General features: G+C 68.7%; 21 protein-coding genes. 16 read left to right on the forward strand and 5 right to left on the reverse strand.

The window, feature by feature from the left end; translation table 11 throughout:
• Positions 1–2: 2 nt before the first annotated feature.
• Both H4Q84_RS17875 and H4Q84_RS23340 read right to left on the reverse strand, forming a co-directional pair.
• Positions 3–398, reverse strand: a complete 396-nt coding sequence (locus H4Q84_RS17875; RefSeq protein ID WP_349238372.1) for an NAD(P)H-dependent oxidoreductase — start codon at positions 396–398, stop codon at positions 3–5.
• 5 nt (positions 399–403) lie between these two features.
• Positions 404–559, reverse strand: a complete 156-nt coding sequence (locus H4Q84_RS23340; RefSeq protein WP_349238373.1) for a hypothetical protein — start codon at positions 557–559, stop codon at positions 404–406.
• Positions 560–625: 66 nt separating this feature from the next.
• Here H4Q84_RS23340 and H4Q84_RS17880 point away from each other — a divergent pair, with 66 nt between their 5' ends.
• The 9 genes from H4Q84_RS17880 (at position 626) to H4Q84_RS23225 (ending at position 11,179) form a co-directional block, all read left to right on the forward strand.
• Positions 626–1,201 (forward strand): TetR/AcrR family transcriptional regulator, encoded by a 576-nt coding sequence (locus H4Q84_RS17880; protein WP_248580423.1) that lies wholly within the window; start codon positions 626–628, stop codon positions 1,199–1,201.
• A 53-nt stretch (positions 1,202–1,254) separates the two neighbouring features.
• Entirely contained in the window at positions 1,255–2,739 is a 1,485-nt protein-coding gene (hflX, locus tag H4Q84_RS17885; RefSeq protein ID WP_248580424.1) for a GTPase HflX, read from the forward strand.
• Between the two features lie 81 nt (positions 2,740–2,820).
• On the forward strand, positions 2,821–4,707 hold the full coding sequence (ggt, locus tag H4Q84_RS17890) for a gamma-glutamyltransferase (protein WP_248580425.1): 1,887 nt from the start codon (positions 2,821–2,823) through the stop codon (positions 4,705–4,707).
• Positions 4,708–4,819: 112 nt separating this feature from the next.
• Positions 4,820–7,123 carry a protein translocase subunit SecD gene (gene secD, locus H4Q84_RS17895; protein WP_248580426.1) on the forward strand — a complete coding sequence of 768 codons (2,304 nt, stop codon included), beginning with the start codon at positions 4,820–4,822 and terminating at the stop codon, positions 7,121–7,123.
• Positions 7,124–8,139: 1,016 nt separating this feature from the next.
• On the forward strand, positions 8,140–8,448 hold the full coding sequence (locus H4Q84_RS17900; protein WP_248580427.1) for a hypothetical protein: 309 nt from the start codon (positions 8,140–8,142) through the stop codon (positions 8,446–8,448).
• Positions 8,445–8,927: a hypothetical protein gene (locus H4Q84_RS17905; RefSeq protein WP_248580428.1), complete on the forward strand. Its 483-nt coding sequence runs from the start codon at positions 8,445–8,447 to the stop codon at positions 8,925–8,927. The genes H4Q84_RS17900 and H4Q84_RS17905 overlap by 4 nt, the downstream gene beginning before the upstream one ends.
• On the forward strand, positions 8,872–9,258 hold the full coding sequence (locus H4Q84_RS17910; protein ID WP_248583722.1) for a hypothetical protein: 387 nt from the start codon (positions 8,872–8,874) through the stop codon (positions 9,256–9,258). The genes H4Q84_RS17905 and H4Q84_RS17910 overlap by 56 nt, the downstream gene beginning before the upstream one ends.
• Before the next feature lie 16 nt (positions 9,259–9,274).
• Entirely contained in the window at positions 9,275–10,942 is a 1,668-nt protein-coding gene (gene secF / locus H4Q84_RS17915; protein ID WP_282580355.1) for a protein translocase subunit SecF, read from the forward strand.
• A gap of 105 nt (positions 10,943–11,047) precedes the next feature.
• A complete protein-coding gene (locus H4Q84_RS23225) occupies positions 11,048–11,179 on the forward strand; it encodes a hypothetical protein (RefSeq protein ID WP_282580258.1) in 132 nt (43 codons plus the stop codon).
• A gap of 8 nt (positions 11,180–11,187) precedes the next feature.
• On the opposite strand, the gene H4Q84_RS17920 is transcribed toward H4Q84_RS23225, so the two are convergent.
• Positions 11,188–13,176 (reverse strand): ATP-dependent DNA helicase, encoded by a 1,989-nt coding sequence (locus tag H4Q84_RS17920; protein WP_248580430.1) that lies wholly within the window; start codon positions 13,174–13,176, stop codon positions 11,188–11,190.
• A 46-nt stretch (positions 13,177–13,222) separates the two neighbouring features.
• Positions 13,223–13,954 (reverse strand): transcriptional repressor LexA, encoded by a 732-nt coding sequence (lexA, locus tag H4Q84_RS17925; protein ID WP_248580431.1) that lies wholly within the window; start codon positions 13,952–13,954, stop codon positions 13,223–13,225.
• A 113-nt stretch (positions 13,955–14,067) separates the two neighbouring features.
• On the opposite strand from lexA, the gene H4Q84_RS17930 reads away from it, so the two are divergent.
• From H4Q84_RS17930 to H4Q84_RS17960, 7 genes are all read left to right on the forward strand, one after another.
• Positions 14,068–14,850 (forward strand): SDR family oxidoreductase, encoded by a 783-nt coding sequence (locus H4Q84_RS17930; protein ID WP_248580432.1) that lies wholly within the window; start codon positions 14,068–14,070, stop codon positions 14,848–14,850.
• Between the two features lie 190 nt (positions 14,851–15,040).
• Complete coding sequence (locus tag H4Q84_RS17935; protein ID WP_248580433.1) at positions 15,041–15,475, forward strand: MarR family transcriptional regulator; 435 nt, start codon at positions 15,041–15,043, stop codon at positions 15,473–15,475.
• Positions 15,476–15,561: 86 nt separating this feature from the next.
• On the forward strand, positions 15,562–16,170 hold the full coding sequence (locus H4Q84_RS17940; protein WP_248580434.1) for a DsbA family protein: 609 nt from the start codon (positions 15,562–15,564) through the stop codon (positions 16,168–16,170).
• On the forward strand, positions 16,167–16,655 hold the full coding sequence (locus tag H4Q84_RS17945) for a nucleoside deaminase (protein WP_248580435.1): 489 nt from the start codon (positions 16,167–16,169) through the stop codon (positions 16,653–16,655). Before H4Q84_RS17940 ends, H4Q84_RS17945 begins: the two co-directional genes overlap by 4 nt.
• A complete protein-coding gene (locus H4Q84_RS17950; protein ID WP_248580436.1) occupies positions 16,652–16,972 on the forward strand; it encodes an SMR family transporter in 321 nt (106 codons plus the stop codon). The genes H4Q84_RS17945 and H4Q84_RS17950 overlap by 4 nt, the downstream gene beginning before the upstream one ends.
• Before the next feature lie 37 nt (positions 16,973–17,009).
• Positions 17,010–17,396, forward strand: coding sequence for a multidrug efflux SMR transporter (locus H4Q84_RS17955; protein WP_248580437.1), 387 nt, complete (start codon positions 17,010–17,012; stop codon positions 17,394–17,396).
• Between the two features lie 791 nt (positions 17,397–18,187).
• Positions 18,188–18,577: a LysM peptidoglycan-binding domain-containing protein gene (locus H4Q84_RS17960; protein ID WP_248580438.1), complete on the forward strand. Its 390-nt coding sequence runs from the start codon at positions 18,188–18,190 to the stop codon at positions 18,575–18,577.
• A 125-nt stretch (positions 18,578–18,702) separates the two neighbouring features.
• Here H4Q84_RS17960 and H4Q84_RS17965 read toward each other — a convergent pair whose 3' ends face one another.
• Positions 18,703–19,035, reverse strand: a complete 333-nt coding sequence (locus H4Q84_RS17965; RefSeq protein WP_248580439.1) for a hypothetical protein — start codon at positions 19,033–19,035, stop codon at positions 18,703–18,705.
• Positions 19,036–19,134 lie beyond the last annotated feature (99 nt).

The raw sequence follows: 19,134 nt of genomic DNA on the forward strand, positions 1-19,134 counted from the left end.
CCTCAGGCGGGGGTAGCCACCTTCGTCTGCGTCCTGGCACCTGCGTCGACTTCGCCCAGCGCCCGGCTCTGCTCCAGCCACCCGGCGCGCTTCGCGTCAGTGGCGTTGCGTACGTCGGCGAAGCGGGTGACGGTCACCGGCTTGATCCCGCAGAACTCCATCGTCCTGCCCTTGATCTGCTTGACGGTGGAGTCACCGACGAACGGGAGGTACCAACGGGGCGAGTCCGAGGTGACGATCAACCGGCCGGTGCGGCCGTGCAGCAGACCCTCCGGTCGTCCGTTCTCCTGGTAGCTGAACGCCCACTCGATGATCAGCGCGCGGTCCAGGAAACCCTTGAGCACTGCAGGCACCGAGCCCCACCAGACCGGGGTGAGCACGGTGATGTGCTCGCTCAACTCGATCAGTTCGCGGGCCCGGGCGAGATCGGGTCGATGTCGAGGTCGCGGAGGGTCAGGGCGACCGCCGTGTCGCCGGCTCCGAGGACGTACTGCTGGGCGAGGGCGGCGGTGAGCGAGCCGGCGTCGGGATGGCCGTCGATGACGAGGGTGCGGGTCATGGAGTTCTCCTATTTGGGCACTGTCAACAATCTGGACAGTGACCACTTTGCGGTAGGATGTTGCTCGTGTCAAGATCCAGCGCGACCTATCACCACGGCAATCTGCAGGCGGCCCTCGAGGACGCCGCGCTCTCACTGCTCGCGACCCAGCCGGCGGCCAAGATCAGCCTCCGCGAGGTCGCACGGCGCGCGGGCGTGAGCCACAACGCGCCGTACCACCACTTCGGCGACCGGGCCGCGCTGCTCGGCGCCCTCGGAGTCCGCGCGATGGCAGACCTGCTCGCCGCCCAGGAGGACGCGGTCGCGGCGCACACCGAACCCGTCGAGCGGCTGCGCGCGCTGGGCGCGGCCTACGTCGGGTACGCCGCTGACCACCCGCAGGCGTTCGCGCTGGTGTTCGACCCGGAGTACTGCGCGGTCGGTGCACCATCGGCCGAGATGGTGCCGCTGATCGCCCGCAACGAGGAACTGCTGGGTGGCGAGGTGGCCGCACTCGTCGCCGAGCCCGGCTACGCAGGCCGGGACCCCCTGGCGCTGGCCGCGGCGCTGTGGTCGACCGTGCACGGCATGGCCCAGCTGATCATGCTCGGGCACCTGCCGCGCGAGGCCGCCGAGCCGGCGCTTGAGGCCCTGCTCGTGTGAGTCCGCCGAACCCGCTCGCCTCGTGACCCCCGCCGACCTACTCTTGGGGACATATGACGAACGCACCTGACTTCACGCTCGACACCGAGCTGGCCGCCACCGAGGGCTGGGACGAAGAAGGCGACGCCTACGAGCGCGTCTCCGCCGACGGCCCCGATCCGGAAGCCGACCCCACGATCGGCGCCCAGGACCTCGCCGAGCGCCACGCGCTCCGCCGGGTCGACGGCCTGCGCACCGAGCTCGAGGACATCACCGAGGTCGAGTACCGCCAGCTCCGGCTGGAGCGCGTCGTACTCGTCGGTGTCTGGACCGAGGGCACCGTCGCCGACGCCGAGAACTCCATGGCCGAGCTCGCCCTGCTCGCCGAGACTGCCGGCTCCGAGGTGCTCGAGGCGATCTACCAGCGCCGCCAGAAGCCCGACCCCGCGACGTACATCGGGCGCGGCAAGGTCGACGGACTCCGCGAGATCGTGCAGGCGACCGGCGCCGACACCGTGATCCTCGACGGTGACCTGGCGCCCAGCCAGCTGCGCAACCTGGAGGACAAGCTCAAGGTCAAGGCGATCGACCGGACCGCGCTGATCCTCGACATCTTCGCCCAGCACGCGAAGTCCAAGGAGGGCCAGGCGCAGGTCGAACTCGCCCAGCTCAACTACATGAAGCAGCGGCTGCGCGGCTGGGGTGGCAACCTCTCCCGTCAGGCCGGTGGCCGCGTCGGCGCCGACGGTGGCGGCATCGGTGGCCGTGGCCCCGGTGAGACCAAGATCGAGACCGACCGGCGGCGCATCAACACCAAGATCGCCAAGCTGCGCCGCGAGCTCAAGGACCTCAAGGGCACCCGCGAGACCAAGCGCCAGGAGCGGGTCCGCCACCACATCCCCAGCGTCGCGATCGCCGGCTACACCAACGCCGGCAAGTCGTCGTTGCTCAACCGGCTCACCAACGCCGGCGTGCTGGTCGACGACTCGCTGTTCGCGACGCTCGACGCCACCACCCGTCGTACGACGACCACTGACGGCCGCGTCTACACGATGTCCGACACCGTCGGTTTCGTGCGTCACCTGCCGCACCAGCTGATCGAGGCGTTCCGCTCGACGTTGGAGGAGGTCGGCGACTCCGACCTGATCCTGCACGTCGTCGACGGCTCGCACCCCGACCCCGAGGGCCAGCTGGCTGCGGTGCGTGAGGTGCTCGCCGAGATCAAGGCCGATCGGGTGCCCGAGCTCGTCGTGATCAACAAGGCCGACGCCGCCGACCCGATGGTGATCGCCCGCCTGCGACAGCGCGAGCCGCACTCAGTCGTGGTCAGCGCTCGCACGGGTGTCGGCATCGCCGACGCGTTGGCCGTCATCGAGAGCGAGCTACCGCGACCCGACGTCGCCTTCGCGGCGCTGCTGCCCTACGAGCGCGGCGACCTGCTCAACCGCATCCATCAGCAGGGCGAGATCGCCACCCTCGAGCACACCGCCGACGGCACCCATGTCACCGGCCGCGCCAACGACGACCTTGCGGGCGAGCTCGCGGCGTACGCCGTCTGACGTCTGACGTCGGCAGGTCGTCTCGACAAACCCAGCCCTGAGAGAGAGGGTGATCTGACGACGACTCGGAAGGCCCCCCACATGTCCAACAGTCCAGTCACTCCACGGTCCCTGCTCGTACCCGGCCTGGCCCTGGCACTCGCCGGCTCGCTCGCCCTCACCGCGACCCAGGCCTCGGCGCAAGACAGCGGCAAGCGCGAAGCGGCTGCGCCGCCCGCGCGCCAGCAAGCCGGGGGCCTGGCCAAGCAGGCCACGGCGACCGGCTACGGCGGCGCCGTCAGCAGCGTCGACCCGACGGCCACGCGCGTCGGCCTCAAGGTGCTCAAGCAGGGCGGCAACGCGGTCGACGCCGCGGTGGCCACGGCCGCCGCCCTCGGCGTGACCGAGCCCTACAGCGCCGGCATCGGCGGTGGCGGCTACTTCGTCTACTACAACGCCAAGAAGCAGAAGGTCTCCACCATCGACGGACGCGAGACCGCGCCGGCGGCGATGAAGGGCGACGCGTTCATCGACAAGGCGACCGGCAAGCCCTACAACTTCACGCCCGAGCTGGTCACCAGCGGCGTCTCGGTCGGCGTGCCCGGCACCCTTGCCACCTGGGACAGGGCGATGCGCAAGTGGGGCACCCTCGACCTGGCCGGCGCCATGAAGCCCGCCAGGAAGGTCGCCCGCAAGGGCTTCCGGGTCGACGACACGTTCCGCTCGCAGACACTGGACAACAAGGTGCGTTTCGACGCGTTCACGTCCACGCGCGAGCTGTACCTGCCGGGCGGCGACGCGCCGGCCGTCGACTCGGTGTTCAAGAACAAGGCGCTCGCCCGCACCTACGCCATCATCGCCCGCAAGGGCATCAAGGCGTTCTACAACGGCAAGCTCTCGGGCGAGATCGTGAAGGCGGTGACCGCGCCGCCGAAGACCAGCACCACCAAGCTGCCGGTGCCGGTCGGCTCCATGACGCGCGCTGACCTCAAGAACTACAAGGCCATCCCGCAGAAGCCGAGCAAGGTGGGCTACCGCGGCTACGACGTCTACGGCATGGCGCCGTCGTCGTCGGGCGGCTCGACGGTCGGCGAGGCACTCAACATCCTCGAGCAGTACGACGTCGGCTCCATGTCTGACGCCGACGCGCTACACCGCTACCTCGAGGCCAGTGCCCTGGCGTTCGCCGACCGCGGCAAGTACCTCGGCGACCCGAGGTTCGTCGACGTCCCGCTCGACAACCTGCTGAGCGACACCTTCGCCAAGGAGCGGGCCTGCTCGATCGACCCGGCCAAGGCGCTCACCAAGCCGGTCGCGGCCGGTGACGTCGCGGCGTACGACGGAGTGTGCACGCCGGCTGCGGCCCAGAACGGCGCCGTCGACACCGACACCGAGAACATCTCGACGACCAACCTGACCGTGACCGACAAGGACGGCAACGTCGTCGAGTACACCCTCACGATCGAGCAGACCGGTGGCTCGGGCATCGTCGTACCCCACCGCGGATTCCTGCTCAACAACGAGCTGACCGACTTCTCCACGGTGTACGTCGCGGCCGACCCCAACCGCATCCAGCCCGGCAAGCGTCCGCGCTCGTCGATGTCGCCGACCATCATCCTCAAGGACCGGAAGCCGTTCCTGGCGCTCGGTTCGCCCGGTGGCTCGACGATCATCACCACGGTGCTGCAGATGATCTTCAACCGCATCGACCGCGACATGACGGTGCAGGAGGCCATCGCGGCGCCGCGTGCCACCCAGCGCAACACCGCCAACGTCACCGCCGAGCCGGCCTTCATCACGGCGTACGACGCGTTGCTCAAGCCGCTGGGTCACAAGCTGGTGCCCGCAGGGGACGCGTTCACCAGCGCCGCCGAGATCGGTGCCGCGACCGCCATCGAGTTCGGAAGGAAGGGCAAGGTCACCGCCGTGGCCGAGCCTGTACGACGTGGTGGTGGCGCCGCGGGCGTGGTCTCCAAGAGGCGCCGCTGATCTCGGGTAGTCCAGTCACTTCTTGTCGTTGTGCACCACCGACGACGACCGCACGTGACTGGACTACCCGAAGTTTTGGGGCAGCCCGCATGACTGGGGGAGGATTCGCACCATGTCTCGCGGTGCGCTAGTCCGTCTCCTGCTTGTCCTCGGCCTCCTCGGCGGATGTGCGGCCCTCGCGCTGACGGTGAAGCCCAACCTGGGGCTCGACCTCCGGGGCGGCGCACAATTCGTCTTCCAGGCGACCGGCACTGAAGAAGCTCCTGCCAACGCCGAGAACGTCGACAAGACGCTCGAGGTCCTGCGCGGCCGCGTGGACGCCCTCGGCGTCGCCGAGTCGACGCTGGTCCGCCAGGGCGAGAACCGGATCCTCGTCGAGCTCCCGGGCGTCACCAACGACGAGGAGGCGCAGCAGGCCGAGGAGCGCATCGGCCAGACGGCCCAGCTCTCGGCCCACCCGGTCATCACGAGCCTGCGGGCCGAGCCCACCGAGGAGCAGCTGGCCAAGGCCGAGGAGCAGGACCGCCAGATCCTGCCCTCCGACCAGGGCGACTTCCTCGAGATCGGTCCGACCGCCCTCGCCGGCGAGGACATCACTGGCGCCGACGGGCTCCAGCGGGAGCAGGCCGTCGGCTACGTCGTGGTGCTCAGTTTCAGCGGTGCCGGGGGTGACGCGTGGGCCGACATAACCGGCAAGGCCGCCTGCAACCCGCTGGGCGACCCCAAGCGTCGCGTGGCCATCGTGCTCGACAAGCAGATCATCACCTCGCCCGAGGTCAACGAGGGGGTGGGCTGTGATGTCGGCATCCAGGGCGGCGGCACGGACATTACGGGCGACTTCTCCCTGACCGAGGCCCAGGACCTGGCCGCCCTCATCGAGGGCGGCGCGCTGCCCCTCGAGCTCGAGCTGATCTCGGACCGCCTGGTCGGCCCGACCCTCGGCGCCCAGGCGATCGACGCCTCGCTCGAGGCCGGCGTCCTCGGCATCATCCTGACTGGCCTCTTCATCATCTTCGTCTACCGCCTCGTCGGCGCGATGGCCACGATGGCGCTCGCGTCGTACGCCCTGCTCGCCTACGCCATGCTGCTGGCGCTCGGCTCGACGCTGACCCTGCCGGGTCTGGCGGGCTTCGTGCTCGCCATCGGCATGGCGATCGACGCCAACGTGCTCGTCTTCGAGCGTGCGCGCGAAGAGTACACCGCCTACCCGTCGGCCGGCCTTCGGCGCGCCCTCGCGATGGGCTTCAACAAGGCGTGGAGCGCCATCATCGACTCCAACGTCACCACCCTGCTCGCCGCCGGCCTGCTCTTCCTGCTCGGCTCCGGCCCGATCAAGGGCTTCGGCGTCACCCTGTCGATCGGTGTCGTCGCGTCGATGATCTCCGCGCTGATCATCGCCCGGGTGCTGGCGGAGATCTGCGTCGCGACCAAGTTCGTCGAGCGGCGGCCGATGCTCAGCGGTCTCGGCAACATCGGTCGCGTCCGGACCTGGCTGGACAACAAGGAACCCGACCTGATGGGCAAGCGCAAGCTGTGGCTCGGCATCTCGGGCGCCGCGCTGGTGCTGGCCCTGACCGGCATCTTCACCCAGGGTCTCAACATGGGCGTGGAGTTCACCGGTGGGCGCCAGCTCGACTACTCCGTGAGCAAGACCATCTCGGTCGACGACGCGCGTGCGGCGATCGCCGACGCCGGCTTCCCCCAGGCGGTCGTGCAGGGCGCTGACACCGCCGACTTCACGGTGCGTACGGGCGAGATCACAAACGACGAGGTGCAGCAGATCGAGGACGCGCTCGCCGCCGTCGGTGGCGACGTGGATAAGGTCGACGACCAGACGATCGGCGCCGCCTTGGGCGACGAGCTGCGCGACAGGGCACTGATCGCGTTCGGTGTGGCGCTGCTGGTCCAGCTCATTTATCTCGCGTTCCGGTTCAAGTGGACCTTCGGGGTCTCCGCCGTGGTCGCGATGTTCCACGACGTGGTCCTGGTGGTCGGGCTGTTCGCCTGGCTGCAGAAGCCCATCGACGGCGTCTTCCTGGCCGCGGCGATGACGATCATCGGCCTGTCGATCAACGACACCGTCGTCGTGTTCGACCGCATCCGCGAGCGCTGGCACAACTCGCGCCCCGAGGACAAGTTCACCTTCCTGGCCAACAAGGCCGCGGTCGAGACGATGCCGCGGACGGTCAACACCGGCCTCGGGTCGATGTTCATCCTCGCGGCGCTTGCCATCCTCGGTGGCGACTCGCTGCGCGACTTCGCGATCGCGCTGCTCGTGGGTCTCGTCGTCGGGACCTACTCCTCGGTGTTCACCGCCACACCGCTGCTCACTTACTTCCAGGGGGAGTGGCCGATGAGCCGCGTCAAGCGGGAGAAGATGGTCCGCACCCCCGACGACTCCGGCGCCGTGATCTGAGCGGTCATCTGGGATGAGCGCTGGTCATCGTCGCAGTCACCCCCGGTGATAACTTGTGACGAGCCAATTGCCGGTTCATTTAAGGCGCGTCATCATTTTGATCTCGGGAGACTTCATGCGTGGACGAAGTGGCTGGTTGGATTGGGCTTGACCGTGGCTTGCGGTGCGGTGACGGCGCCCTCGTCGGCAGTCGTGCCGAGAGAAGGAACGCTCGATGCTCGGATCGCAGCGCACAGTGCAGTGCCGGCGGCTAGAGCGAAAGCATCGGGCTGCTACGAATGGCGGAGCGCCGTAGCTGGACTTGGGTCGTGGGCCACGTCCGAGCCCAACTGCGGCATGTATGGGGGGACTTGGACCTACACGTGGCAAACTCAGCCGGGAACCAACACGCGAATCTGTGTTGAAGGCCGCCGAACAGTCAGGGTCGACGGGCAATGGGTGTACCGATGGACCACCCTTGGCTGTGGGACGGGCGGCACTGCGAACGTGCAGTCGGGAACGTCCAGTGGTTTGTCGTCCCCTGCTGTCCGCGCCAAGGTTCAGCCCGGTTTCCTGGGCGGCGCATACAAGTGGAAGGCAAGCTGACAGAGCCGACCGGCAGAATCTCCGAATTCTGACGGATCTCAACCCCAACAAAGATTGACCGGGGTGTTGCACGGTGACGAACTGACCGGCGGCCGGCTGGTGGTCCAGTTGCCAGACCGGTCGTCGGTCGTCGGCCGTCTTGGGCAGGTCGAGAGCGCACCGCAGGGAACGATGCCCGCGTTGTCGGTGCGCGCCCGTAGGGTTCTTGAGTGCCTGACTCCGACGACCAACCCGAGCGCTCCACCCCCGCTGTCTCCGGGGTGCTCGCCACTGGGTGAAGGCACTCGGCGGGCAGGAGCGCGGCGGCCAGATCGAGATGGACGAGGCGGTCGCGCGGGCGCTGGGCGCCGGAAAGCATCTCCTCGTCCGGGCCGGCACCGGCAAGTCGCTGGCCTACGTCGCCCCCAGCCTGCTCCACCACGACCGGGGTCGTGGTCGCCACGGCGACGCTGACCCTGCAGCACCAGCCCAACGAGCAGGACATCCCGCGGCTGGTCGAGGCGAGCGGCGACGAGGCCGATGCGACGTCCGCCGTGCTGTTGGGTCGGGGCAACTACGCCTGCCTGCACCGCATCCGCGAGGGCGTGACCGACGAACAGGGTCTCCTCGACGTGCCGACGGGGTCGATGGCCGAGAAGGTGCTCGAGTTGCGGTCATGGGCTGAGAAGGAGACGAGGCCGGCGGCAGCGACGAGCGCGACAACGCTCCTCGCCACACCGACCGCGAATGGCGACAGGTGAGCGTCAACCACCGCGAGTGCCTCGGCGCGACGAAGCGCCCGGTTGCCTCTGATTGCTTCGCCGAGCGGGCGCGGGAGAAGGCGCAGCAGTCCCACCTGATCGTCACCAACCTCTCGCTGCTCGCGATCGACGCGATCGAGCGGGTGCCGATGATCCCCGGCTACGACGCGGTGGCGATCGACGAGGCGCACGAGCTCACCGCGCGGGTCACCCAGGCGGGGATCGACGAGCTGGCGGTCAACGACGTCGAGCGGGCATCCTGGCGCTCCCAGCGTGGGGTCGAGGACGAGTCGGCCCATGCGCTGAGCGAGGCCGCTGACTCCTTGGCGGAGGCGATCGAGGCCACCGCCGCAAGTGCCTGTCGGCCTACCCCAAGGACGCGCCTTCTCCGACGGCGACGCCGGCCGCACCCAGGACAAGGGCATGGTGCAGGAGGTCATCGTCAACGCCGAGCGGATGGCCGCCAACCTCGAGTGTGATGTGCTCTGGCTCAACGAGGCGCGCGTCCGCGTCCCCGCGCTGCTGCACGTCGCGCCGCTGCAGGTTGTGGGGGCCGATGCGCGACAAGCTGCTGACCGACAAGACGTTGGTGTTCACGAGCGCGACGTTGATGCTCGGTGCGATTTCAACGCGGTCGCCGCCTCGCTCGGCCTCAAGCCGACCGAGCGCGAGGCGCTGTCTCGCTCCGGCGCCGTGTCGCCGTGGCGGGGGATCCACGTCGGGTCGCCGTTCGACTACGGTCAGCAGGCAATCCTGTGCGTCGCCCGCCACCTCCCTGCCCCCGGCCGCGGCGGCCTGTGCCCAGGGTGACCCCAACCGGATCGCGATCGTGCTCGACGGCGAGATCATCTCCTCCCCGAGCGTGAACGTGCCGTGTGGTGGCTCCATCAGGGACACCACCGACATCACCGGCTCGTTCACCCTCACCGAGGCCAAGGATCTCTCCGTCCTGATTGAGGGCGGCGCCCTGCCACTGCCCGTCGAGGTCATCGAGCAGCGCGTCGTCGGCCCGACGCTCGGCAAGGCCGCCATCGACGCTTCGTGGCAGGCGGGCTTGATCGGGCTGCTGCTGACCGGCCTCTTCATTGCCGGTGTCTACTGGTTCGTCGGCCTCCTCGCGGCGCTCGCGCTGACGTCGTACGCGCTGCTCGCCTACGCCATGCTCGTCGGCCTCGGCTCGACCCTGACGCTGCCCGGCCTGGCCGGCTTCGTGCTCGCGATCGGTCTGGCCATCGACGCCAACGTGCTGGTCTTCGAGCGCGCCCGTGAGGAGTACGCCGCCAACCCGTCCGCCGGCCTGCGACGAGCACTGACGATCGGCTTCAACAAGGCGTGGAGCGCCATCATCGACTCCAACGTCACCACGCTGCTTGCGGCGGCGCTGCTCTTCATCCTGGGTTCGGGTCCGATCAAGGGCTTCGGTGTCACGCTGTCGATCGGTGTGGTGGCCTCCATGATCTCGGCGCTGGTGATCGCCCGAGTGCTCACCGAGATCGGTGTCTCCAACCGCTGGGTCGAGCAGCGACCGGGGTTCAGCGGCATCGGCTCGGTCGGCAGGGTCCGCCTCTGGCTCGAGCGCCGCGACCCCGACCTGATGTCGCGCCGTGCGCTGTGGCTGGCCGTCTCCGGTGCGGCCCTGGTGTTCGCCGTGTCGGGCATCGTCAGCCAGGGGCTCAACCTGGGTGTCGAGTTCACCGGTGGGCGGGTGCTCGAGTACTCCACCACCACGCCGATCTCCGCCGACAGGGCACGCGAGGTTGTCTCCGAGGTCGGCTACCCCGAGGCCACGGTGCAGGAGTCCGACGACGACAAGATCACCGTGCGCACGGGCCAGATCAGCGACGACGAGGCGATCAAGATCGAGACGGCGATCGGCGACGCCGCTGGCGGCGCCACCAAGGAGCGCGACGAGAAGATCGGTGCCTCACTCGGCACCGAACTGCGCGACAAGGCCCTGATCGCCCTGGGCATCGCGCTCCTCGTGCAGATGGTCTACCTGGCCTTCCGCTTCAAGTGGACCTTCGGCGTCGCGGCGGTGCTCGCGATGTTCCACGACGTGGTCATCGTCACCGGTGTCTTCGCCTGGCTGGGCAAGCCCATCGACGGCATCTTCCTGGCCGCCGCGCTGACCATCGTCGGACTGTCGGTCAACGACACCGTCGTCGTCTTCGACCGGGTGCGCGAGCGCTGGCAGGGCTCCCGCCCCGAGCAGACCTTCAACCGGCTCGCCAACAAGGCCGCCGTCGAGACGATGCCGCGCACGGTCAACACCGGCCTCGGCGCGATGTTCATCCTGGCCGCGCTCGCCGTGCTCGGCGGAGACTCGCTGCGCGACTTCGCCATCGCCCTGCTGCTCGGCCTGATCATCGGCACCTACTCCTCGGTGTTCACCGCGACCCCGCTGGTGACCTACTTCCAGGAGCGCTGGCCGATGTCGCGCGCGGCGAAGGTGCCGCGCACCAGCGAGCCCCGGGACTCCGGCGCCGTCATCTGACGGACCGCTTCTCGGGGTAGTCCGGGGCAGATCGCACCTTCCGAGGCGAAATCAGGTGCGATCTGCCCCGGACTACCCCAAGGAACGCCGGCGTACGCTCGCGACATGACCTTTCTGATCATCCTGCTCGTTGTCGTGGTGGCCGCAGTGGCGTGGAAGATGCGGGTCCCGCTGCTGGCCAAGGTGCTCGGCCAGTCCGAGGGCCGCGTCAACCGGCAGATCAACCGCAAGCGCTGACCGACGGGTCAGTTGCCCGCCAGCCGTGACAGCGCCTTGCGCACGACGGCCGGGTCGGTCGTGGTCCACATCGGCGGCAGGCTCGCCTTGAGGAACCCGCCGTACCTCGCGGTCGACAGCCGAGGATCGAGTACGGCGACCACGCCACGGTCGGTGGTCGTGCGAATGAGCCGCCCGGACCCCTGCGCAAGCAGCAGCGCGGCATGGGTGGCCGCGACCTGCATGAAGCCGTTGCCGCCCGCCTTGTCGGCGGCCCGCTGACGCGCCGACATGAGCGGGTCGTCGGGCCGCGGGAACGGGATCCGGTCGATGATCACCAGCTGGCACGTCTCGCCGGGGACGTCGAGGCCCTGCCACAGCGAGAGCGTGCCGAACAAGCAGGTGTGCGGGTCGTCGACGAACTGCCTCGCCAGCTCAGGCAGCTGAGCGTCGCCCTGGGCAAGGATCGTGAGGTGGGGGAGCCGCAGGCGCATCGCCTCGGCGGCGGCCTCGGCGGCCCGTCGTGACGAGAACAAGCCCAGCGTGCGGCCCTCGGCCGCGTCGACCAGCTCGGCGATCTCGTCGAGCTGGGCAGTGCCGAGGCCGTCGCGGCCGGGCGGCGGCAGGTGGCGGGCGACGTACAGGATGGCCTGCTGGCCGTAGTTGAACGGCGACCCGACGTCGATGCCGCGCCAGGGCAGCACGCCGTCAGCACGCTTGATCGGCTCGTCGAGCACCCGCTCGGAAGGCTTGAGCCCGAGCGAAGTGGCGACCGCGTTGAAGTCGCCGCCGAGCATCAGGGTGGCCGAGGTGAACACGACGGTCGTGTCGGTCAGCAGCTTGTCGCGCATCGGCCCCCACACCTGGAGGGGAGCCACGTGGAGCCGGGCCGGGATGCGGTCGCGGGCCTCGTTGAGCCAGAGCACGTCGGCCTCGGCATGCTTGGCCATCCGCTCTGCGTTGACGAACACCTCCTGCACGAAGCCCTTTGCCTGGGTACGGCCGGCGTCGGAGTCACCGTCGCCCGCCGACTCCTTCGGGAAGGCCGAGACCAACGCGCGGGCGGCGTCGCGCACCAGCACCAGCGCGTCGGAGAGCTGCTCGCCCATCGTGTCGATGCGACCCGGCTCGGTGCGGGACAGTGCGTCGGCGAGCGCCTCGCCGGCGTCGGACAGGTCGTCGGCCTGCTCGCCGTCGATGTGCCGCTGGGCGCGACGCGCAGCTCGCTCGACGTCGTTGGCGGCAAGCTCGTCGGTCGCCGCCTGGGTGACCCGTCCGGTGAGCTCGTGGGCCTCGTCGATCACCACCGCGTCGTAGTCGGGGATCATCGGCACCCCCTCGATCGCGTCGATCGCGAGCAGCGAGTGGTTGGTGACGATCAGGTGCGAGCGCTGGGCCTTCTCCTTGGCGCGCTCGGCGAAGCACTCCTGGGCGAACGGGCACTTGGTGGCGCCGAGGCACTCGCGGTGGTTGACGCTGACCTGCCGCCAGACCCGGTCGGTGTGCCGGGGGGCGTTGTCGCGCTCGCCGCTACCGCCGTCCAAGCTCTGCTTCTCGGCCCACTCGCGCAGCTTGATGACCTCGCCGCCGAGCGACCCGGTGGGCAGGTCGACGAGCACGCCCTGGTCGTCGGGCACGCCTTCGCGGATGCGGTGGAGGCAGGCGTAGTTGGAGCGACCCTTCAACACGGCGTACGACGTGTCGATGGTGCCGCCGACCGCCTCGACCAGGCGGGGGAGGTCGCGCTCGACCAGCTGGTGCTGGAGGGCGAGCGTCGCGGTGGCGATCACGACCCGCTTGCCGTGCAGCAGGCTCGGCACGAGGTAGCCGAGCGACTTGCCGGTGCCGGTGCCGGCCTGGACGAGGAGGTGCTCGCCGCCCTCCATCGCGTCGGCGACGGCGTCGGCCATCTGCACCTGGCCGTCGCGCTGCTCGCCCCCGAGGGCAGTGACCGCTTCGGACAGCACCTCGTGCACCCGGCTGTGCGGGTTGCTGGGGATGTCGTCCTGATCGGTCACCCGGGCACCTTATGTGCAGGCGCCGACAGTGACCGACCCACCGCGGTCACATGCGGCGCAGGACCGCCGTGACGATGCCGAGGATGCTGGCGTTGGACCCGTCGATGGGGTCGTAGGCGTCGTTGTGGGGGAGCAGCCAGACGTGGCCGTCCTTGCGCTGGAACGTCTTGACGGTGGCTTCGCCCTCGATCAGCGCGGCCACGATGTCGCCGTTCTCGGCGGTCTGCTCCTGGCGGATGACGACGAAGTCGCCGTTGCAGATGGCCGCGTCGATCATCGAGTCACCGGCGACCTCGAGCATGAAGAGCGTGCCCTCGCCGACCAGCGAGCGAGGCAGCGGGAAGACCTCCTCGATGCGCTCGTCGGCGAGAATCGGACCACCGGCGGCGATGCGCCCGACCATCGGGACGTAGGTGGCCGGCGGCATCGCGTCGCCAATGTCGGACTCGTCGATCGAGCTCTCCTCGGCCGAGTTGCCGAGCGACCGACGCGCGGCCATCACCTCGGGCAGGAACACCTCTAGGGCCCTCGGCCGGTTGGGGTCGCGCTTGAGGAAGCCCTTCTCCTCGAGCGTCTTGAGCTGGTGGGCGACGCTGCTCGAACTGGTGAGCCCGACCGCCTCGCCGATCTCGCGCATGCTCGGCGGGTAGCCGCGCATCTCGATGGCGTCCTTGATCGTGGCCAGCACGCGCTGCTGGCGGGGGGTCAGACCGGTGGCGTCGGGGGGCCCGTCGGGCATCTCGAGCACCTTCTTGCCGGTGCCGCTTGTCTTGGCCATGGGTCCTCCTGGATGTCACGCTGTGGATCGTCTCGCCGGTTGCCTCACCGTAGACCGATCACGGCATGACTTCAAACAAGTGTTCGAACGGCGTGTCGTGCCACACTCCCGGCATGGAGACGAGCTGTGTGGTCACCGGAGCCGGTCGCGGGATCGGCCGGGCGATCGCCGAACAGATGGTTCGTCGCGGTCATCACGTGGTCGTGGCCGACCTCGACGGAGCGGCCGCGACGGCCACCGCGGCCGAGATCGGGGCCGCCGAGGGCATCGCGCAGGACGTCCGCGATCCCGAGTCGCACCGGGTCGTCGCCGCGGCAGCCTCGCGCCACGGCGTACTCACCGCGTGGTTCAACAACGCCGGCGTCGGCGACGACGGCCGGCTCTCCGAGCTGATCGAGGAGCAGGTACGCCGCCTCGTCGAGGTCAACGTCCTCGGCTGCATGTGGGGCACTCGCACCGCCCTCGAGGCGTTCGGACCGGGTGGAGGCGACATCGTCAACACCGCCTCGATCGCCGGCCTCGGACCCGTCCCCGGCTACAGCGTGTACGCCGCCACGAAGGCCGCTGTCGTCTCACTGACCATGTCGTGCGACGCCGAGACCCCACGCGGCGTGCGCGTGCACGCGCTCTGCCCCGACGGGGTGCAGACGGCGATGCTCAACGCTCAGAACCCGGACGGCATCGGCTCCCAGCTCGTGCACTCCAGCACGATCCTCACCGTCGACGACGTGGCGCGTGCCGCCGTCGGGCTGGTCGGCTCGCGCCGCGTCGTACTCGCGGTGCCTGCCTGGCGCGGCGGTCTCGTCCGTGCCAGCACCCTTGCGCCCGGCGTGGCGGCCCACGGTCTCGGACTGTTCGCCGCGCTCGGTCGCCGGGCGATCGCCAAGCGCCGCTGAGCGTTCAGTTCACCAGGGTTGGCCGGGACTCGAGCACGTCGAGCTCCTGGGCCTCGTCGACCTTGGTGACAGTGCCGTCGACCCGGCCCTGGGGCTCGCTTGACGCGCATTTGGCAGGGCATCGACCTGTGGTACATTATTTGCATGCACATGCAGGCAGATCGATTCAAGAACTTCTTGTGGGCGTGACGTGAGCGTCGCGTGGTCCAAGGTGGCCGCATTCGCGTCTGCGGTCGACGCCAGCCTGGACAAGTGGCTTGCGGACACCCATCGGATCGGGCTGACGGAGTTCCGCGCCCTGACCTTTCTGAGTCAAGCCCGAGATAGGGAGCTCCGGGTCAACGACCTCGCGCAGCGGGTCGGCCTGAACCAGAGTTCCACGACGCGCCTGGTGAGCCGGCTGGAGGCGAAGGGGTTGGCACGGCGCGATGTCTGCGAGGATGACGGACGCGGCGTTTACGCAGTCATCACCGATCAAGGCGAGACACTGTTCCGCGAGGTGCGGGGTCCCTACGAGGACCGGTTGCACGAGCTCCTGAGCAAGGCTGCCGTGCACTTTCCGCAGCTGGACGTGCGCCTACTCGGCCACGCCCTCCGCGAGGTCGAATCCCTGATCACTCCCTGAACGAGAGTCATTGCGGCAATCCCAAAGCATGCCTAGGTGCATGTGTGTACATGCAGAGAAAGATCCAGCGAGAGGAGCCCATGGTCATGAGCACGAAAGTTGAAGTGTTCGTGGACTACGTCTGCCCGTTCTGCTTCCTGGTCGAGGACGCTGTGGCGCAACTCGAGCGGGATCGCGATGTGGAGATCGAGATCCGCCCGTTCGAGCTGCGACCGGACCCGGTACCCACACTGAGGGCGGAGGACGACTATCTGCCTCGCATCTGGCGCCGCTCGGTCTATCCGATGGCCCGGCGGATCGGGGTGGACATCGCGTTGCCGACGATGTCTCCGCAACCCCGGACCGCGAAGGCGTTCGCCGTGCTGCAGCTGGCACAGGAGCAGGGACTGGCGCGCGAGTACTCGACCGCGATGTTCCGCGCCTTCTTCCAGCAGGACCGCAACATCGGCGAGGACGATGTAGTCATCGGCGTCGCCGCGTCCTCCGGGCTCGACCGGTCGCAGGTGGAGCAGGCCCTTGTCAGCCAGGAGCGGCGCGATCGCCAGCTCGTTCACCAGCGGCACGCGGTCGAGACGGTGGGGGTCACTGCCGTGCCCAGTTTCCGGGTGAACGGCCGGCTGATTTCCGGAGTTCTGGATGCCGACCGGCTGAAGCGCGCCACCGACGAGGCCACCGGCTCGGAGCAGGCATCGTGATCGGGACCGAACCCGAGCTGGCCGGGCTGATGGCCGAGGCGGTCGAGTTCAGCATCCGGCACGTGGCATCCGGTGGCTTGCCCTTCGTCGGCGTCATCTCGGACGACTGCGGAGACCAGAGCGATTTCGGCGTCAACGAGGTCCACAGGACGGGTGACCCATCCGCGCACGCCGAGATCGTCGCCATGCGACAGGCCATGGAGGACCGCGGCGCACCAGACCTGCGCGGATTGCGTCTGCTGGCCACCGGCGAACCCTGTGGCCTGTGCTATCGGTTCGCCATGGACCGCGGTATCGAGCGAATCTACGTAGCCGTCGACGCGGACACCGTCGCAGCCCACGGTTTCGACTACCGCCACAGCTACCCAGCGTTCGGCATCGACCGCTCCCGACCCACCGACCTCGTCCGCCCGCTCCCGGTCGAGCGCGGCCGGGAACCGTTCGACCTCTTCCATCGAATGAACATGAAAGGAACATCATCATGAGTTGGCTCTACCTAGGCATTGCCACCATCTTCGAAGTCGCCGTCGGCATCTTCGCAAGCAAGGCAAATGGCTTCACAAAACTGTCGTGGACAACCGGCACCCTCGTCAGCGGTGCGATCGCCACCTTCTTCCTCGGCCTGGCCCTCTTGACCTTCGACGTCGGCGTCGGCTACGCGATCTGGACCAGCGTGGCAGGCGTCGGGATCGTCATCGTCAGCGCCCTGTTCCTCGGCCAGCGCCTGTACTGGAAGCAGGCCCTCGGCATCGCCGTCGTCATCGGCGGTGTCGTCGGACTCCAGCTCAGCGGGGCCGCATAACCGGTCCCTCCCCGACCATCCTGAAAGGACCCATGTGATGACCACTACCACGAACACCGAAAAGAAGGCCGGCGCCTGGCTGGTCCTGCTGCTGGCCGGCGCATTCGAGATCGGCTACGCGCTCAGCGTGGCCGGCAGCGAAGGATTCACCATCCTCGGATGGTCGATCTCCGCCTTCGTCTTCTTCCTGCTCACCTTGTTCTGCCTCAGCGTCGCTCTCAAAGCCATCGACGTCGGCATCGGCTACGCCGTGTGGGCCGGGATCGGAGCGGTCGGCGCCGCGCTCCTGGGGCCCGTCTTCTTCGACGAGGTCCTGACCCCGGTCCGTGCCTTCTGGCTAGCCGTCATCATCGGCGGCGTCGTCTGGCTCAAGCTCGCCGACAGCCCCAAGATTCCGCGCACCAAGCACGAGGTCACGAGCTAGGAGGCTCGACCATCACGAGTAGGGCCGTTGTCCCCGCCCACGGCGCGCGAGGTGCCGCAGTCGCCGCGGGCGGGGCCTTCGCCGCCTTCTACACCTTCTACGCCGCAGCGACCAGCGTCTTCGCTGGCGCGGTGCCATCGCCTGGGGGTTCGTCTCGCGGCGTTGCCCTTCGGCGGGCACTGGCCCGGTTCGGTGCTCGTTGAGGTCGGGTTCGGCGTGATCGTCTCGGCAGTGTCGTGTTGGTCAAAGAGCTTGCCTCGGCCGGCCAGGTCGGGTAAGCACTCGGCGTGTATGGCTTCGGGTCAGTCTGTTCCTCGCTCACCGGGCCTGCCTTCCGCGAGTGGCCGCCGCTGGGCACTTCATCGCGGCCGCACTCATACCGGCTTTCGTGACACGCGCACCCACGGCGCCAGCGTCGGGGTGGTCCGACCGGCTCGCCAACGCCAGCAGCCCCGGACAGCGGGCAACAAGCAGCGAGTAGGCCGAGGCGGCTGCGCGCCATGCAAGACCAACTTCGCGAGACGGCCGATTCCGAACCATCGGTCCGCTGTCAGCCTAGATAGACGCTGGCCGCTCAGCTGCCGTCGCCCGGAGCCTGTGGACAGCCACGACGCGGCGACACGCCTCGAACATTTGTTCGGGCAGGTGCTTGACCTGTTCGAACACATGCTCTAATGTCGCACACATGTTCGATCGAACGTCTGATCGACCTACCGAGACTGTCGGTGGTCGCCACTAGACATCGATCAACAACCAACTAGGCAGACCGCCCCCTTCCCCAGGAGGTCCCGATGAGCACCATGACCACCACGCCCTACCCCACCTTGACGCTGGCTCCGGTCCGCGACCTGCGCCCCGTGCGTACGACGCCGCAGCCCGCCGCTGCTCAGCTACGCCTCACCCGGCGTGGCCGGCTCGTCGTGCTCCTCGCGACGCTGGCTGTTGCCCTGGTGATCGGCGTCTTCCTGGGCACCGGCTCCGTGGCGAGCGAGCAGGGCGGCACGCCCGAGCCGACACGCGTGGTCATGGTGGGCGAGGGCGAGACCCTGTGGGGCATCGCGTCGGAGGCGGCCGGGGACGACAGCACCCGCGAGATGGTCTCGAGGATCGAACGGCTCAATGCGCTCGACACCGCGATGGTGACCGCCGGCCAGAAGCTGCGCGTTCCCATCGCAGAATGACTTACAACTGAATATTCCACCAGCCGACTCGACCCCGGCTGGTGGGCCGGGGAAGACGGGGGGCGGGCCATCTGGCCCGCCCTTCGCGGCGTCCGGGGCCTGCGGTGGTCGAGCAGAGCCGAGACTCAGCGCGCTGCGCGCCGACCGCCCGGGATGCGCGGGGGAGCGGGGTGGCCATCGTCGGCCTTGGGCCGCTGCTCCAGCAAGCGCAGCAGCCGGGTGATCAGAAGCAACCCGATGAACAGGCACGCCACCGCACCCAGCGAGGCCAGGCCGAGCAGCCACCAGCCTGCCGACTGTCCGGAGCGGGCCGAGCTGCCGAAGTCGATGGCGACATACACCAGATAGCCCCAGGCGACGATGAGCAGCGTGATGCCGATGGCATAGCCGAGGGCGGCCGAGAGGTTGACTCGCGACTGCTTCGCAGCCCTCCGCGACCCAGCACTCTTCCCCGTCACGAGGACATTGTGACCGATCCGGTCGACGCGCACGACACGCCGCTACCAAGGACCGGAAATGAGTAGTCATTCGGCCCCTGACCTGCACCTTTGTCGCAC

The organism is Nocardioides sp. InS609-2, from assembly GCF_023208195.1.
Classification (GTDB): Bacteria; Actinomycetota; Actinomycetes; order Propionibacteriales; family Nocardioidaceae; genus Nocardioides.